The following is a 16,422-nucleotide window of genomic DNA, read 5'->3' as shown; positions in this document are numbered from 1 at the left end:
GGCGAGCTCTACATCGCCGGCTCCGGCCTCGCCCGCGGCTACCTCAACCGCCCCGAACTCACCGCACACCGCTTCATCGCCGACCCGCACGGCACACCTGGCACCCGCATGTACCGCACCGGCGACCTCACCCGCTGGGGCCGAGACGGCCAGCTGGAATTCCTCGGCCGCGTCGATGACCAGATCAAGCTGCGCGGCTTCCGCGTCGAGCCCGCAGAGATCGAAGCCGTATTGGCCGCGCACCCCGCCATCACCCAGGCCGCCGTCATCCTCCGCGAAGACCAGCCCGGCGACAAACGACTCGTCGCCTACACCGTGACCGAGGAACCAGTCAGCCAGGAGGCACTCCGCGCCCACGTGGCACCGCAGCTTCCCGACTACATGGTCCCCGCGGCCTTCGTCGCCTTGGACACTCTCCCGCTGACCCTCAACGGAAAGCTGGACCGCAGGGCTCTACCCGCACCCGACTACGGCGACCGTACGACCGGCCGGTCTCCGCGCACTCCGCGCGAGGAAATCCTCTGCGGTCTCTACGCCGACATCCTCCACCTTCCCCAGGTCACCATCGACGACAACTTCTTCCAGTTGGGTGGCGACAGCATCATGTCCATCCAGCTGGTCGCCAGGGCACGGCGCGCGGGTCTGGAGCTGTCCGTGCGTGATGTGTTCCAGCACAAGACGGTCGCGGCACTCGCGACGGTGGTCACCGAGGCGGCCGAGACCCCGGTGGAGGCGGCCGGGACCGGGGTCGGGCCGATGCCGCTGACTCCGATCATGCGCCAGTTCCTGGAGCGGGGTGGGCCCGTCGACCAGTACAACCAGTCGCGGCTGGTGCAGGTGCCCGCCGGGCTCGACGGTCAGGCGCTCATTTCCGCCGTGCAGACGGTCCTTGACAGGCACGACGCGCTGCGGGCACGGCTGTCCTGGAATGGTCAGGAGCAGTTCCTGGACATCGCTCCTCGTGGTGCCGTGTCCGCGGACGCGTGCGTATCGCGGGTTGACGCGGCGCAGTTGGATGACGCGGCTCGCCGCGCGCTGCTTGCGGACGAGACGCGTGCCGCCCGGCAGCGGCTGGATGCGACGCGCGGCGAGCTGACGCAGTTCGTGTGGTTCGACCAGGGGGCGTCCGCGCCCGGGCTGCTGCTGGTGCTGATCCACCATCTGGCCGTTGACGGGGTGTCGTGGCGCATCCTGGTGCCGGATCTCGCCGAGTCGTACCGGGAGGCTCAGTCGGGCCGGGTGCCGGAGCTGCCGCCGGTCGGTACGTCCATGCGGGGCTGGGCTCTCGGGCTCGCGGAGGCGGCCGGTCAGCCGAAGTGGGCTGGGCAGACCGTCTTCTGGCGGGACATGCTGGGTGGCCCGGCCGCGCCGCTCGGCGGCCGACGGCTGGACGCTGAGCGGGACGTTCGTGACAACGCGGGGCACCTGAGTCTGCGGCTGCCGGTCGCTGTCACCGAGGCGGTGCTGACTCGGGTGCCGCAGGTGTTCCACTCCGAGGTCAACGATGTGCTCCTGGCGGCGTTCGCGCTGGCGTGGGCGCGGTGGCGTCGTAGCGGTAGCGGGGAGAGTGTGCTGCTGGATCTGGAGGGGCACGGCCGGGAGGAGTCGGTCTCGCCCGGTGCCGATCTGTCCCGCACGGTGGGCTGGTTCACCAGCCATCATCCGTTGCGGCTCGACACCGGTCTGGGTGACGAGCGGGAGATCGCGGAGGCCCTGGCCGGTGGTCCGGCGGCTGGGTCCTTGCTCAAGCACGTCAAGGAGCGGCTGCGGGAGGTGCCGGACAAGGGGATGGGCTACGGACTGGTCCGCTACATGAACCCGGAGGCCGCCGCCGAGTTCGCCGGGCTGCCGGTGCCTGAGGTCAGCTTCAACTATCTGGGCAGGTTCACCACAGCTGACGTCGAGGATGCCGGGACCTTCCGGGCTCCTGACTGGACGGAGCTGAACTCGGCCGGTGGGTTCGGTGCTTCCGACCCACGGATGCCGATGGCGTACAAGCTGGACCTGGTCGCCCGTACCCAGGACGGGCCCCGCGGACCGCGGTTGACCGCGTCCTGGAGCTGGCCTCGGGAGCTGCTCGACGAGGCGGATGTCCAGCAGCTGGCCCGGCTCTGGTTCGATGCTCTGGAGGGCCTGACGGAGCATGCGCGGCAGCCCGACGCGGGTGGGATGACACCGTCCGACGTCTCGCTGTCGCTGCTCGACCAGAGCGAGATCGAGCAGTTGGAGAGTGACTGGCGCGAGCTCTCCTAGAGCGTCCCCGGGCCGTCCCCAAGGCCGTCGTCGGGTCGGATATCGATCCGATATGACGTCCTGAAACTCTGCTTACGCTCATTCTCCGTCGTCGGACGCCTGTCAAGGAGGCATCAGTTCATGAGCACCAATCCTTTCGAGGACCCCGAGGGCACCTACCTGGTTCTGGTCAATGACGAAGGACAGTATTCGCTGTGGCCGACGTTCGTCGAGGTTCCGGCCGGGTGGCAGGTCGCGCTTGAGGAGTCCAGCCATGAGGCGGCGCTGAAGTTCGTGGAGGACAACTGGACGGACATGCGCCCGAAGAGTCTGGTCGCGGCGATGGAAGGCGAGGGTTCGGATACACCGGCGAACTGACCGGACGACCGAACGGCTCACGAGGGAGGAAAGGTTGCCCGTCCTATCGGTGAACGGGATTCGGCTCCACTACAAGGACACTGGTTCGGGTGAGCCGGTGGTGATGATCCAGGGCACGGGCGGTAGCCACAGCGTGTGGCACCTCCATCAGGTACCCGCACTGACCGCCGCGGGCTACCGGGTGATCACGTTCGACAACAGGGGTATACCGCCCAGTTCGGAGTGCCCCGAGGGGTTCAGCGTCGCGGACATGGTCGGCGACGTGGCCGGGCTGATCGAACGGCTCGACCTGGCGCCCTGCCGGGTGGTGGGCACGTCGCTCGGCGCTCATGTAGCTCAGGAGCTGGCGCTTTCCAGGCCGGACCTGCTGCGGCAGGTGGTGTTGATGGCCACCCGGGGCCGGGTGGACAGGGCACGCGCCGCGCTGACCCTCGCAGAGATCGAGCTGCACGACGCCGGGGTGGTCCTGCCACCCCGGTACCGGGCCGTGGTGCGTGCGCTGCGTAATCTCTCGCCGCGGACGCTGGAAGACGACCAGGCGATGCTGGACTGGCTGGACGTGTTCGAGTTCACGGCGCCCGGTGGTCCCGGCAACCGTGCGCAGCTCGAACTCAGCAAAATGGAGAACCGGCTGCGGGCGTATGCGGATATCGCGGTGCCCTGCCATGTCGTCGCCTTCTCCGATGACCTGATCACCCCTGCGCATCTGGGCCGCGAAGTCGCCGATGCCATACCCGGAGCGACGTTTGAAGTGGTCGCCGACTGTGGGCACTACGGCTATCTGGAGGATCCCTCCGCGGTGAACAAGTGCGTGATCGAGTTCTTTTCGCTACCCATCGGCCAGTAGTCCCTACTCACAATGGACCAGACAATGGCGGTATCCATGCCAGTGTTCCAGGAAATAACCGAGGCGCAGATGATGCCGCGGGTCGTGCGGCTCGGCAGGAATCTGTACGGTGCGGTCTTCACTCTGATGAAGCTGCTGCCTGCCCGTACGATTCTGCGCAATGCGCTGCAGCGCGGTGAATTGGGGCCCGACACCGTGGTGGTGGAGACGACATCGGGAACGTTCGGTCTCGGGCTGGCCATGCAGGCCGCGCTGCTCAAACGTGATCTCGTCCTGGTCAGCGATCCGGCGATCGACGTCCATCTGCACCGGCGGCTGAGCGATCTGGGCGCGCGGGTCGAGGTCTGCACCAGCCCGGCTCCGGTGGGCGGCTTCCAGGAAGCACGGCTGCGCAGACTCGCGGAGATTCGCGCGGAGCACCCTGACACCTTCTGCCCGGAGCAGTACAGCAATCCCGACAACCCGCGGTCGTATGCCGTCGTGGCCGAGCTGCTCGGCAAGGCGCTGGGACAGGTGGACGCGGTCGTGGGTCCCGTCGGTTCGGGCGGCTCCATGTGCGGAACGGTCGGGACACTGCGGGAGTCCACACCGCACACCCGGGCGATCGGGGTGGATACCCACAACAGTGTGCTGTTCGGCCAGTCCGACGGCCCACGGCCGCTGCGCGGTCTTGGCAACAGCCTGTGGCCGCGGAACCTGGACCACACGGCGTTCGACGAGGTGCACTGGTGCACAGCGGCCGAGGCGTTCCTGGCGACGCGTCAGCTGCACGCGCAGCACGCGCTGTTCCAGGGGCCGACGAGCGGTGCGGCCTATCTGGCCGCCCGGTGGTGGGCCGAGTCCCACCCCGACGAGCTGTGCGTGGTGATGCTGCCCGACGAGGGCTACCGCTATCAGACCACCGTCTACGACGACCGGTGGCTGGCCGACAACGGCTTCGTGCTGTCCGCGCTGCCCTCCGAGCCGCTGGAGGTCGCACGGCCCGGGTCCGCCGGTGACCGGTGGACCCGTATGGCGTGGCGGCGGCGAAGCTATCTGGAGGTCACAGGCTCTGCCCCCGGTGACCGGCTTCCGGTGGCCGAGGCGGTGTCATGACGGGCCCCGGGGCGGCAGCGGGAGACCAGGCGGACACCGGGCGGCTCACCGCCACGCTGGGTGCGCGCACCAGGAGCATGGTGTTCGGCACCGCCGAGCCGGCGGCGATCGACGGCGAGCTGGAGCTGCTGACCACCATCGATCTGGCCCATGTCGTCATGCTGGCCGAGCGGGAGCTGCTGCCGGTGCGGGATGCGGCCGAATTGCTGCGGCACGTCACCCGGCTGCGGGAGAACGGCTTCAAGGAGCTGCACCACCGTCCCATGCCGCGCGGCCTGTACATGATGTACGAGAACCACCTGGTGTCCGTGCTGGGCCCGGAGGCCGGGGGCAGACTGCACACCGGCCGGTCGCGCAACGACATCAAGGCCACCACGGCCGCGATACGGCTGCGGGAGGAGCTGGCGGAGCTGCTCGGCCAGACACTGCGGCTCCATGCCGTGCTGCTGTGCCGGGCGAGGGCGTACCGCGATGTGGTGATGCCCGTCTACACGCACTTCCAGCCCGCCATGCCGGTCACCTACGGCTACTACCTGGTGGGGGTCGCCACGGCGCTGGGGCGGGACATCGGCGCGCTGCGGCACACGCTCGCGGAGCTGGACCGCTGCCCGCTGGGGGCCGGAGCGGTCTCCGGTACGGATCTGCCCATCGACCCGGCTCGTACGGCGGAGTTGCTGGGTTTCGCCGTCCCGGCGGCGCACGCCATGGACGCGGTGGCGAGTCGTGACACGGCGCTGCGGGCGGTCGCGGGTGCGGCGGGCGTGGGGCTGACACTGAGTCGGCTGGCCACGGACCTGCAGTTGTGGAGCACGCAGGAGTTCGGCTTCGTCGAGTTCCCCGAGCGGCTGGTCGGCGGGAGTTCGGCGATGCCGCAGAAGCGGAACGCGTTCCTGCTGGAGCACGTCAAGGGCCGGGCCGGCGCGGCCATCGGCGCCTGGGCGGGCGCGGCCGCCTCGATGAAGTCCACGCCGTTCACCAACTCGATCGAGGTGGGCACGGAGGCGGTCAGCGACGTGTGGGACGCGCTGTCCGGGACCGTCGAGTCGGTGCTGCTCACCCAGGTCCTGGTGAGCGGCGGGCGCCCGGTGCCCGAGCGGATGGCCGCCCGTGCCGAGGAGGGCTTCGTGACAGCCACCGTGGTGGCGAACCGCCTGGTGCGGCAGGGCATGCCGTTCCGTACCGCGCACCACCTGGTGGGCACCGCGGTGCGCCGGGCTGTCGAGTCCGGCTCCACCCGTCTTTCGGATGCGGACCTGTCGGCCGGTGGCGTCCCGTCGCTGGATGAGGTGACGGCCGAGCACCGCTACGGAGGCGGCCCAGGTGTCTTCGACGCCTCCTTCGACGCGGAGCGCCGCACGCTCGTGGACCACGCGGAATGGATGCGCGGGCGGCGGGAGTCCTGGGCTGTGGCACGACGGAAGCTGGACGAGGCCGTGGTGGAGTTGCTGGCCGGGCCGAAAGGAAGCGAGAGACCATGAGCGCGGGTACAGCGAGCGCGGCGGGGACGGCGGGCCGGGCGGGCGAGTCCGGGCCGGTGCTGGTGCTGCTGGAGAGCAACACCACCGGGAGCGGGCGGGAGTTCTGCGCCGCCGCGCGGGCACGCGGGCTGCGCCCGGTCCTGCTGGCCAGGTCTCCGGATCGGTATCCGTACGCGGCGGCGGACGCGGTGGACACCGTCCGGATGGACACCGGCGATCTGGACGCGGTGCTGCGGGCCTGTACGGAGCTGGCGGCGCCGGGTGCCGGGCTGGCGGGGGTCACCAGCAGTTCCGAGTACTTCATAGCGTCGGCCGCGGCGGTGGCCGGGAAGCTGGGGCTGCCGGCGCCGGACGGCGACGCCGTCGCCGGGTGCCGCCGCAAGGACCGGCAGCGCGAACTGCTGGCCGCCGCCGGTGTGCCGGTGCCCGGGTTCCGGGCCGTGACGGAGACCGCTGAGGCGGTACGGGCGGCGGAGCAGCTCGGGTACCCGGTGGTGCTCAAGCCGGTCACCGGCTCGGGGTCGGTGGGGGTGCGGCTCTGTGCGGACCGTGCCGAGGTGGCCCGGTGGGCACGGTCCCTGCTGTCCCGCACCGTGGACGAGCGCGGGGCGCCGGTGCCGCGGGAGATTCTGGTCGAGTGTGCGGTGAGCGGCCCCGAGTTCTCGGTGGAGACGTTCGACCGTGAGGTGCTGGTCGTCGTCGGCAAGCGGCTCGGTGCCGAGCCGTTCTTCGTCGAGACCGGTCATGACGTGCCGGCTCCGGTCGCCTGCGGGGTTCAGGCGGAGCTGGGCCGTACCGCCCAGCGGGCGCTGGACGCGCTGGGGCTCGGCTGGGGTGCGGCCCATGTGGAACTGCGGCTTGGCCCGGCCGGGCCGGTGGTCATCGAGGTCAACCCGCGGCTGGCCGGGGGGATGATCCCGGCTGCGGTGCGGGCGGCCCGCGGCGTCGACCTGATCGACCGGGTGATCGCGCGGGCCAGCGGCCAGCAGGCCCAGGCGGCGGCCGGCGGGCCCGGGCACGCGGCGGTGCGCTTCGTGACGGTGCGGTGTGCGGGCGAGATCACGGCTGTACACGGGCTGGCCGAGGCGGAACGTAGCCCGGGGGTGGTGTACACCCACTGCACGGCTGTGCCCGGCCAGCGGGTGGAGATCACGCACAGCTTCCGGGACCGGCTGGGCTGTGTGGTGGCCACCGGTTCGGGGGCGGACGAGGCGAGCGAGCGTGCCGAGGCGGCCGCCAGGCTGATAAGGATCGAGTTGTCGGCGACCACGGAAAGCGATGCGGCCACGGACGGCGACGCGGCGGTGGACGGTGAGCGCGGGTGAGTTCCGAAGCGTTCACCCAGGCCCCCCGGTGGGGCGCGCCGGGCAGGCAGCGGTCGGGCGCCGGCGAGTGGGTGGCCCGGCTGCCCGCCGGGCCGGTGCGCGAGGTGGCCGACGGGTGCGGCGTGACCGTGGCGGACGCGTGGCTGACTCTTCAGATACGGGTGCTGGCCACGGTCACGGCGGAGCGCGAGCTGCTGCTGGGATACGCACCGGGCGGGGCAGGGGCCGCGGCGCGGGCCCTGCGGGTGAACGTGGAGAACTCCTCCTGGCGGGAGTTGGCCTCCCGGGTGGCGGCGGCACGGGAGGCCGCCACGGAAACGCGCACCCTCGGCGAGATCGTGCTCAACGCCCCGGGTACGGCGGGCGAGGGCGCTGAGCCGCTCCCGGCCGGTACCGTACTGCGGCTGGGCACCGGGGAGGACGAGTCGGGGCCGTTCCTGCGCATCGGGTACGACCGGGGCACCCTGGACGGGGAGTTCGCCGAGCGGCTGGCCGGATACCACCGTGCGGCGCTGCGCGCCCTGGCGACGGACCCCGACGGCCCGCACCACCGGGTGAGCCTGCTGTCCCGGCAGGAGGTGGCGGCGCAGCTGTACGGGCTGTCCGGCCGCCGGGCCGAACGGCCGGACGCCACGGTCACCGAGGTCTTCGAGCGCATCGCCGGGCAGAACCCGGACGTGGTCGCCGTACGCCACCGTGACCGTCTGTGGACCTACGGCGAACTGAACAGCCGTGCCAACGACCTCGCCCACGCACTGATCGACGCGGGCCTCGGCCCCGAGGCCACCGTGGCCGTCGCCGCACAGCGGGGCTTCGGCTGGGCCGCGGCCGTGTTGGGCGTCCTCAAGGCCGGGGGCGTCTACCTCCCGGTCGGCACCAACCTGCCCGACGGCCGGATCACGGCCTGCCTGGAGGCCGGCGGGTGCCGGTTCGTACTCGCCGACGAGCAGAGCGAGACGTGGGCGCGCCGGATCGCGGCCGACCGGACGGTGCTGCCCATCGGGGACGGCACCCCGGTCGGCCCGGCCACCAATCCGCTGGTGCCGGTGCGGCCGGGGCAGGCCGCGTATGTCTACTTCACCTCCGGGTCGACCGGGGAGCCCAAGGGCGCCGTGTGTGAGCACGCCGGGCTGCTCAACCACCTGTACGCCAAGATCGAGGACATGGGCCTGGCCGAGGAGGGCCCAGGGGCGGTGGTCGCACAGTCCGCCTCCCTGGGGTTCGACATCTCCCTGTGGCAGTTGGCGGCGCCGCTGCTGGTCGGCGGCAGCACCCGGATCGTGGACACCGAGGTGCTCCAGGACGTGGATGCCTTCGTGGCCGAGATCGTGGCGGGCCGGGTCACCGCCGCGCAGGTCGTGCCCTCCTATCTGGAGGTGCTGCTGGCCCGTCTTGAACAGGAGCCCCGGGCGCTGGGCGCGCTGCGGGCGCTGTCGGTGACCGGGGAGCCGCTGCGCAGGGAGCTGGTGCGGCGCTGGTTCGCGCTGTACCCGGACATCACGCTGATCAACGCCTACGGTGCCACCGAGGTGTCCGACGACACGATGCACGAGACGCTGACGCGGACCCCGGAGACCGGCTTCGTGCCGGTGGGCCGCCCGCTGCCCAACGTCCACGTCTACGTGCTGGACGAGCATCTGGCGCTTGTGCCGCTGGGCTCGCCCGGTGAGATCATCTTCTCCGGCGTCTGTGTCGGCCGGGGCTATGTCAACGACGAGGAACGCACCCGGCAGGCGTTCGTGCCCGATCCGTTCCGCCCGGGCGCCCGGATGTACCGCACCGGTGACTTCGGGCGGTGGCTGCCGGACGGGCGGCTTGAGTTCCTCGGCCGCCGCGACGAGCAGGTCAAACTGCGTGGTTACCGTGTCGAGCTCGGGGAGATCGAGACCCGGTTGCGGGCCGTCCCTGGCGTACGCGATGCCGCGGTGGTCATCGACCGGGTGGCCGGCGAACATCCCAGACTGGTCGCGTTCCACACCGGCGGGTCGCATGCCACCGTCCCGGAGAACGAGGAGCTGCGCGCGGAGCTGTCGGCCGAGGTGCCCGCCTACATGGTTCCGGCCTTCTTCCACCGGCTGGAGCGGCTGCCGCTCACCGGCAACGGCAAGGTCGACAAACGGCTGCTGACCCGCCTGGCCGGCACCCTGGGCCAGGGCGGGCTGGCCGTCTCTGCCCCCGCCACAACGGCCGAGCAGCGCCTGGCCACGCTGTGGGCGGAGGTACTGCACGTACCGCTGGAGCGGATCGGCCGGGAGGACAACTTCTTCGCGCTCGGCGGCACGTCGCTGGCGGCGGTACGGCTACAGATCCGGCTGAACCGCGCGCTGTCGATGAGCCGGCTCCTGCGCTACCCGGTCCTGCGCACCATGGCGGCGGCCCTGGAGAACGGGGGCGAGGGCCGGCGATCGAGGACCTCCACTCTGATGCAGCCGCTGTCCACGGTGCCCGGCGCCCACCACAGCCTGGTGTGCTTCCCCTACGCGGGCGGCAACGCGGTCAACTTCCGGACCCTGGCCAGAACACTGGAGGCAGACGGCATCGCGGTCCACGGCGTTGAGCTGCCCGGCCACGACCTGGTGCCGGACGGCGAGCCGCTGGCCGGGGTGCCCGCGGTCGCCGAGCGGGTCTGCGCGGAGATCCTCGACCGGATCGACACCCCCGTACTGCTGTGGGGGCACGGTTCGGGCGCGGCCCACGCACTGGAGACCACCCGGCTACTGGAGGCCGCCGGGCAGGCCGCGGAGCAGATCTTCGTCGGCGGGCTGCTGTTGCACGGCACGGGTCTTGGCCGCGACACGGTGGCCGCCCGGGCTGCGGACGACGAGAGCGTACTGGCCCAGCTGCGCGCCGAGAGCGCCTACATCGAGCTGGACGGCTACCAGCGGGAACGGGCCGAGGCGGTCGCGGCCGCCTACCGGCACGATGTGCTGACCTCCGACCGTCATCTGGCCGCGATGCGCCAGAGCAGGTCCGGGCAGCGCATCAGGACCCCGCTCGACGTGGTGGTCGCCGCGGACGATCCCACCACGGCCGGCCCCGGGCAGCGCTGGCGCGACTGGTTCCAGCTCGCCGAGCGCGTACGGTGCCGTCAGCTGCCCGACGGCGGGCACTACTTCGTCGGCACCCGGCCCGAGCCCTGTGCCGCGCTGGTACGGGCCGGATGCAGAGTTCCGCTGAAGGCCGGGGAGGGCCAGGTATGACGACCGGAGCCGAGCGGGACGTCCTGTGCGCGCCGCGGAGACCGCAGACGGGAGCCGTGGGCGTGAGCAGTACCTACGGCACGTTCGGTGAGCTGCTTCAGGGAGCGCTGCCCGACCGTCCCGACCATGCGGAAGGCGACTTCCTGGTGACCCTGCCGATCGCCCGCTGGGCCACGGCCACCTTCCGCACCAGCGACGACCCGGCGACCCTGGAGGTCGTGCCGCGGCACAAGAAGAAGGCGCTGCGGCTGGTGTCGATGATCCTGGCCGACCTGCCCTCGCCGGTCGGCGGCCGCCTGACTATTGACAGCACGCTGCCGGAGGGCAAGGGGCTCGCGAGTTCCTCGGCCGATCTGGTGGCCACCGCGCGGGCCGTGGGCAACGCGCTGGGGGTGGCGATGCCGCCGCGCCGGATCGAGGTCTATCTGTCGCGTATCGAGCCGACTGACGGCGTGCTGTACCCGGGGATCGTGGCCTTTCACCACCGCAGTGTGCGGCTGCTCGCACGTCTGGGTTCGTTGCCGCCGATGGCGGTGGTGGGCGTCGACGAGGGCGGGGCGGTGGACACGGTGGACTTCAACCGGATTCCCAAACCCTTCACCGCGGCCCACAAGCGCGAGTACGCCGACCTGCTGGAGCGGCTGAGCGACGCGGTCGCACGCCATGACCTGGCCGCGGTGGGGGCGGTCGCCACCCGCAGCGCACAGCTCAACCAGATGCTCCGGCACAAGTGGGCGCTGGCGCCGCTGCTCGGCGTCTGCCGTGACGTGGGCGGTCTGGGCATCGTCACCAGCCACAGCGGGACAACCCTGGGGATTCTGCTGGATCCGGCCGACCCTGCCTACCCGCACCGGCTGGCGGCCACCGCCCAGGCCTGCGAGGAGCTGACCGGCAGCGTCACGGTCTACCGCACCCTGAGCTTTCCCGAGATGGGCTGACCGGCGGGGAGATACGCGAAGGTGGGGCACCCCCTGGGGGGCGCCCCACCTTCCCGCCCGGCTCCACGGGCACGCGCCGCGGTGCCGTTACTTCACCAGCAGCTGGTGGGTGGCGAGCTGGTGGTAGAGCGGGCTGGTCTCGGTCAGTTCCTCGTGGCTGCCGGCCGCGACGACCCGGCCGCCTTCCAGAACGATGATCTGGTCACTGTCCACGACGGTGGCCAGCCGGTGTGCCACCACCAGCAGGGTCCGGTCGCTGGAGACGGTGTCGATGGCCGAGCGCATCGCCGCCTCGTTGCGGGCGTCGAGGTTGCTGGTGGCCTCGTCGAGCAGCAGGATCGACGGGGCGGACAGGAACGTACGGGCCAGGGCCAGGCGTTGGCGCTCACCACCGGACAGCAGCACTCCCGCCTCACCGACGGTGGCGTCCAGGCCGAGCGAGCCGCGCTCGACGACGTCGGTGAGGTTGACGCCCGCGAGGACCTTGAGCATGTCCTCCTCTGTGGCGTGCGGCGCCGCCAGCGCGAGGTTGTCGCGCAGAGTGCCGGCGAGCACGGGGGCTTCCTGCTCCACGTAGCCGAGCCTGCGGCGCAGTTCGGAGCGGGGAATGTCGCGCACGTCGTCGCCGTACACCCGCAGGCTTCCGCCGGTGATGTCGTAGAAGCGCTCCACGAGGGACAGCACGGTCGTCTTGCCCGCGCCGGAGGGCCCTACGAGCGCGCTTCTGGTGCCGCGGGGGACAGTGAAGCTGACCTCCCTGAGTACCGGTTCGCCGCCCGGGTAGCCGAAGCTGACCCCGGAGAACTCGATGGCCGGTGGTTCCTCCTCGGCCCCGGCCGCGGCCGGTTCGGCGCGTTCGCGCACGGTGAGCGTGGCGACCGGGTCCGTCCGGTCCGTGCCGCTCTCCTGCGGCAGGACCAGGACCTCCTCGATCCGGTGCAGAGCGGCCAGGCCGCTCTGCAGCCGGGTGTAGGCGCCCAGCGCCCGGCCGAGCGGAAACCAGAGGGTGAACAGGAACAGGATGAAGGCGACCAGGTCGCCGACGGTCATCGCACCGCTCGCGACCCGTGCGCCGCCCAGGCCGAGTACGACCAGGAAGGCGGCCTGGATCGTGGTGGACGTGAGCGGGCTGATCATCGCCTGGAGTCTGGCGATGCGCAGGCCCGCCGCGTAGGCGGACTTGGCGGTGCCGCCGATCGCCTGGGCCTCGCGCTCCTCGGCCCGGCTGGCGCGGATCGTACGCACCGCCGACACGGAGCGTTCCACGGCGGAGGTCATTTCCCCCACCCGGATCTGCACCACGGCGGAGGCGCCACGGACCCGCCGGGCCAGCCCCACTACCGCAGCGACGCCGGCGGCGATGCCCAGGGCGGTGGCGCCGAACAGCACCGGATCCAGCAGCAGCATGGCCACGGCGGAGCCGATCACCAGGACCACGCTGGTCGCGGCCTCGAAGATGCCGGAGGTGACGACGGCACGGAGCAGCGTGGTGTCCGCGCCCACCCGGGAGAGCAGATCACCGGTGCGGCGCTGGTCGAACTCGGCGATGGGCAGCCGCAGCAGCCGCCCGACGAGCCTGCGCCGGGCGGTGAGCACCATGCCCTCCGCCGTACGCTGCAAAAGGTAGTCCCGGAATCCGCCGACGACGGCCACACCCAGCAGGATGACCAGCAGACCGATGATGAGGCGGTTGATGCTGTCGCCATGGTCCATCCTCGCCAGCAGCTCCCGGGTGAGCAGCGGCTGTGCGAGTGTGCCCAGCGTCTCCAGGAGCGAGAGCATCGCCACGACCACCAGGGTGCCCCAGTAGGCCCGCAGGTAGGGCCCGAGCGACCGCAGCCCGACCGGGGCCGGCTCCTTGGCCGGTGGACCACCGGTCCCGCCACCGTCGCCCGGATCCGCTCCTGGCGGCGGGGTCGATACGGGCCGGCGGCCTTCGGACCGAGCGGACATCGACACTGTCACCTTGGTGTTCCTCCGTCGCTCAGACCTGGGTGTGCGTCACGGACGCTAGGCGGCACGGCTATCGGGGCGATATCGGTTCAGCATCCCGAGGGCACAAGGAGCGTTGAGGCCGCGGTCTCTCGTGCGTGCAGGCGCAGCAGTTCCTGGAGTCGGTAACGGCGGCCAAAGACACCGCCGCGGTCCGCGGCGACCTCCAGCAGGTGGGTGTCCAAGAGCCGTTCGATGGTGTCCTCCGCCTCGGCGAGCGGCAGCTCCAGCACGTTGGCGGCTTCCCGTACGTCGAAGTCCACGCTCTGCCCGGCGCCGAGCACCCGGTAGGCGCGCGCCGCCGCGGCGTCCAGGCTGCCGTAGCCGCACTCCAGCCGGGCGCGGACGGAGTACTCGCCGTGGCTGAGTTCGGCCAGCCGCCTGCGTGGGTTCTCCAGTCGGGCCACGAGGTCGGCGACCGTCCAGTGCGGCTTGTTCGCCAGACGGGCGCCGGCCGCGCGGAGGGCGAGCGGGTGGTGGTCGCACAGTTCGGCGAGCCTCGCGGTCGCCGGGTCGCGGTCGATCCGGCGCCCCCGCACAACGCCGCTCAGGAGTCTGACCGAGTCCGTCTGCCGCAACTGGCCAAGGCACAGCCGCAGTGGGCTGCCGCTGTGGATGAGCCCCTGGAGTTCGGTACGGCCGGTGACCAGGGCGCAGGACCTCCCGTTGCCCGGAAGCAGGGGGCGCAGTTGGGGGAAGGAGTGCACGTCGTTGAGGATCACCAGGGTCCGCCTGCCCCGCAGCACGGTGCGATAGAGGGCGGCGCACTCCTCAAGGCCGCCCGGTATGCGCTCGGGCTCCACGCCCAGACCGCGCAGGAAGCGCTGCAGCACCGCCTGGGGGGACAGAGGTTGACCGGCCTCCTGTAGGTCGGCGTAGAGCGTGCCGTCGGGGAAGTGTGCGGCTGCCCGGTGCGCCCAGTGGATCGCCAGGGCCGTCTTGCCGACCCCCGGGGCCCCGGTGACGAAGCCGATCCCCACGGGGTCGTCGTCGGAGCGTTCCGCGAGCAGGTCGTCCAGTTCGATCAGTTCGTCCTCGCGGCCGGCGAACGCCCCGATGTTCGACGGAAGTTGGGCCGGGCTGGGCCAGTTTCCGGACGGCTCGGCCGAGGTGGGCGCGGCGCTCGCCGGTCCGGCTGCCGGGCCCAGCGCGGCGGAGTCGTCGCGCAGGACGGCGTGATGCAGTTCCTGCAACTCCGTGCCCGGTTCCAGGCCGAGCTCCGCCACGAACTCGCGGCGCCCCTCGCGGAACGTACGAAGTGCTTCGACGCGCTGCCCCGAGCGGTACTGGGCCAGCATCAGCTGTGCCAGGAGGCGCTCCCTGAGGGGGTTCTCCCGTACCAGAGTGCTGAGTTCACTCAGCAACGTCTGGTGCTCGCCAGCTTTCAGGCGCAGCGCCATGTACTGCTCGATGGCGAGCAGGCGCTGCTCTTCCAAGCGCATCGCCTCCGTCTCGGCAGCCCGCGAGGAGACGCCATCCAGCGCCGGGCCTCGCCACAGGCGCAGTGCATCCCGTAGCAGGGCGATGGCCTGCTCCCGTCCGCCCTGCTCCGTGGCCCGCTGTGCGGACTCCACCCGGCGCGTGAACTCAACTGTGTCCATGATGTGTTCACCCGTGACCAGCTTGTATCCGGGCGCAGCTGTCACGATGACCTGCTGGTGAACGCCAACGGTACGGAAGACTTTGCGAAGCGCTGCCACGCAGATCGCGATCTGCGCCCGTCCGGTGCTGGGGGGATCGCCGTTCCAGACCTCCTCTATGAGGTAGTCGACGGAAACGACTCGCTCCGGGGCCAACATGAGGGTGGCCAGCACGGCGCGCTGGCGAGGGCCGCCGACAGGTACGGCGTGGCCGTTAAACCTGACTTCGAGTGGTCCCAGGAGCCCTAACTCAAGCCTTCGTTTCCGGGTGGGCAGCGCACTCTGGAGGGAATTGTCACTACATTCAGCAAGGGGAGAAGAGTGTACAGCGGACAACTATCCGGCTCCTCGTATCATATGGGAGGGATTTGACCATGAGTAGTGGAAACACATCGACTGCGGGTCGGTGCGGCGGTGGCGGCGATCGCGGCAGAGCGGCGAACGGCGAACGGCGAGCCGTGCGGTGGAACGGGGCTGCGAGCCGACCGAAGCTGAGCGAGGTCCTGTTCGCGGTGCTGGAGCAGAAGTTAGCCATGGGACCTGTCCCACACGGCGGACCGGACCGGAACGTGACCTGAAGCGGATCAAGACGCTCATCGGTGTCGGTTCCACCAAAGCATCGCCCTGTCCAGTATCGCCAGATGCCGCGGCGGCACGGCTGGAACCACCCGATACCGGCACGCCGCGCGGTAGAACGCAACGAGCAGGCGGTGGCCGGCTGGGTGAAGGAAACCTGGCCGACCGTGGAAAGCCGGTGCGAGTCATACGGAATTTCACGCGGCTACCCCGAGAACGTATGGTGGTGTTGGGGACAGGCTCGGCGGGTCGGGCCTCCGGGGCAACCTGAAGAGTTCCAGGGTGGCGGTCCAGTTCGCACCGGATGAACGGTCTTGCCGACAGGCGTCAGCCACACACCCCAGCACCCTGCGACAGCGTTGAGCAGCGGCAAGGCCGCTGCCGGGGGCTTCCCCCGAAGCGTGGACACCGTCTGCTATGCGGCAGCGGCCAGCGTTTCTTTCCTTGCAGAGTCTCTCTTCTCAAGGTCGCGTTGAAGCTCTCCGCGGCGGCGTTGTCCAGCTGGTACCGACCGCGCCGCGCGAGCGGGTCACGCCGAGTCGGCAGCACACCCTCGCGAACACCTTTGAAGTGTGCGGGCCCTCTCAACGGCGAGGCTTGATCAGGTCGAGTGCGTGAGCGTGGATCCGCCTGGGGAATCAAGTCGAGCAACTCCGAGGCCACCCTGAGCACCGCGTGGGGGATTCAAAGAGCGCCATCATCCACTACGTGGGTGCTCTGC

10 protein-coding genes and 1 pseudogene are annotated in these 16,422 nt (G+C 70.8%); 8 read left to right on the top strand and 3 right to left on the bottom strand.

Going from position 1 to position 16,422, the window contains the following annotated elements:
• The 8 genes from KUM44_RS34710 to KUM44_RS34675 form a co-directional block, all read left to right on the top strand.
• On the top strand, positions 1–2,253 hold a 2,253-nt coding region (locus tag KUM44_RS34710), incomplete at its 5' end, for a condensation domain-containing protein (protein ID WP_217213730.1).
• A 120-nt stretch (positions 2,254–2,373) separates the two neighbouring features.
• Positions 2,374–2,610 (top strand): MbtH family NRPS accessory protein, encoded by a 237-nt coding sequence (locus KUM44_RS34705; RefSeq protein ID WP_217213729.1) that lies wholly within the window; start codon positions 2,374–2,376, stop codon positions 2,608–2,610.
• A gap of 34 nt (positions 2,611–2,644) precedes the next feature.
• Positions 2,645–3,457 carry an alpha/beta fold hydrolase gene (locus KUM44_RS34700; RefSeq protein WP_217213728.1) on the top strand — a complete coding sequence of 271 codons (813 nt, stop codon included), beginning with the start codon at positions 2,645–2,647 and terminating at the stop codon, positions 3,455–3,457.
• Positions 3,458–3,493: 36 nt separating this feature from the next.
• Positions 3,494–4,552 (top strand): cysteine synthase family protein, encoded by a 1,059-nt coding sequence (locus KUM44_RS34695; RefSeq protein WP_254390543.1) that lies wholly within the window; start codon positions 3,494–3,496, stop codon positions 4,550–4,552.
• Entirely contained in the window at positions 4,549–6,030 is a 1,482-nt protein-coding gene (argH, locus tag KUM44_RS34690) for an argininosuccinate lyase (RefSeq protein ID WP_217213727.1), read from the top strand. The genes KUM44_RS34695 and argH overlap by 4 nt, the downstream gene beginning before the upstream one ends.
• Positions 6,027–7,355 (top strand): ATP-grasp domain-containing protein, encoded by a 1,329-nt coding sequence (locus KUM44_RS34685; RefSeq protein ID WP_217213726.1) that lies wholly within the window; start codon positions 6,027–6,029, stop codon positions 7,353–7,355. The genes argH and KUM44_RS34685 overlap by 4 nt, the downstream gene beginning before the upstream one ends.
• Positions 7,352–10,555, top strand: coding sequence for an amino acid adenylation domain-containing protein (locus KUM44_RS34680; protein WP_217213725.1), 3,204 nt, complete (start codon positions 7,352–7,354; stop codon positions 10,553–10,555). The genes KUM44_RS34685 and KUM44_RS34680 overlap by 4 nt, the downstream gene beginning before the upstream one ends.
• Positions 10,552–11,493: a kinase gene (locus KUM44_RS34675; protein WP_217213724.1), complete on the top strand. Its 942-nt coding sequence runs from the start codon at positions 10,552–10,554 to the stop codon at positions 11,491–11,493. The genes KUM44_RS34680 and KUM44_RS34675 overlap by 4 nt, the downstream gene beginning before the upstream one ends.
• Before the next feature lie 87 nt (positions 11,494–11,580).
• On the opposite strand, the gene KUM44_RS34670 is transcribed toward KUM44_RS34675, so the two are convergent.
• The 3 genes and pseudogenes from KUM44_RS34670 to KUM44_RS34660 all read right to left on the bottom strand — a co-directional run.
• Entirely contained in the window at positions 11,581–13,446 is a 1,866-nt protein-coding gene (locus KUM44_RS34670) for an ABC transporter ATP-binding protein (RefSeq protein ID WP_217213723.1), read from the bottom strand.
• Between the two features lie 89 nt (positions 13,447–13,535).
• The gene (locus tag KUM44_RS34665; RefSeq protein WP_302186093.1) at positions 13,536–15,461 is read right to left on the bottom strand and encodes an AfsR/SARP family transcriptional regulator; all 1,926 of its coding nucleotides are present in this window, start codon (positions 15,459–15,461) and stop codon (positions 13,536–13,538) included.
• A gap of 669 nt (positions 15,462–16,130) precedes the next feature.
• Positions 16,131–16,276: pseudogene (locus KUM44_RS34660) on the bottom strand (IS3 family transposase); the annotation flags it as partial.
• Positions 16,277–16,422 lie beyond the last annotated feature (146 nt).

Source organism: Streptomyces sp. AC550_RSS872 (assembly GCF_019049285.1).
Taxonomy (GTDB): domain Bacteria; phylum Actinomycetota; class Actinomycetes; order Streptomycetales; family Streptomycetaceae; genus Streptomyces.
This window is presented reverse-complemented; position numbering and strand designations above follow the sequence as displayed.

Excerpts from the sequence above, each read along its gene's own strand:
- argH (WP_217213727.1), top strand. The coding sequence starts at position 4,549 with ATGACGGGCCCCGGGGCGGCAGCGGGAGACCAGGCGGACACCGGGCGG.
- KUM44_RS34685 (WP_217213726.1), top strand. The coding sequence starts at position 6,027 with ATGAGCGCGGGTACAGCGAGCGCGGCGGGGACGGCGGGCCGGGCGGGC.
- KUM44_RS34670 (WP_217213723.1), bottom strand. The coding sequence starts at position 13,446 with ATGTCCGCTCGGTCCGAAGGCCGCCGGCCCGTATCGACCCCGCCGCCA.
- KUM44_RS34675 (WP_217213724.1), top strand. The coding sequence starts at position 10,552 with ATGACGACCGGAGCCGAGCGGGACGTCCTGTGCGCGCCGCGGAGACCG.
- KUM44_RS34695 (WP_254390543.1), top strand. The coding sequence starts at position 3,494 with ATGCCAGTGTTCCAGGAAATAACCGAGGCGCAGATGATGCCGCGGGTC.
- KUM44_RS34705 (WP_217213729.1), top strand. The coding sequence starts at position 2,374 with ATGAGCACCAATCCTTTCGAGGACCCCGAGGGCACCTACCTGGTTCTG.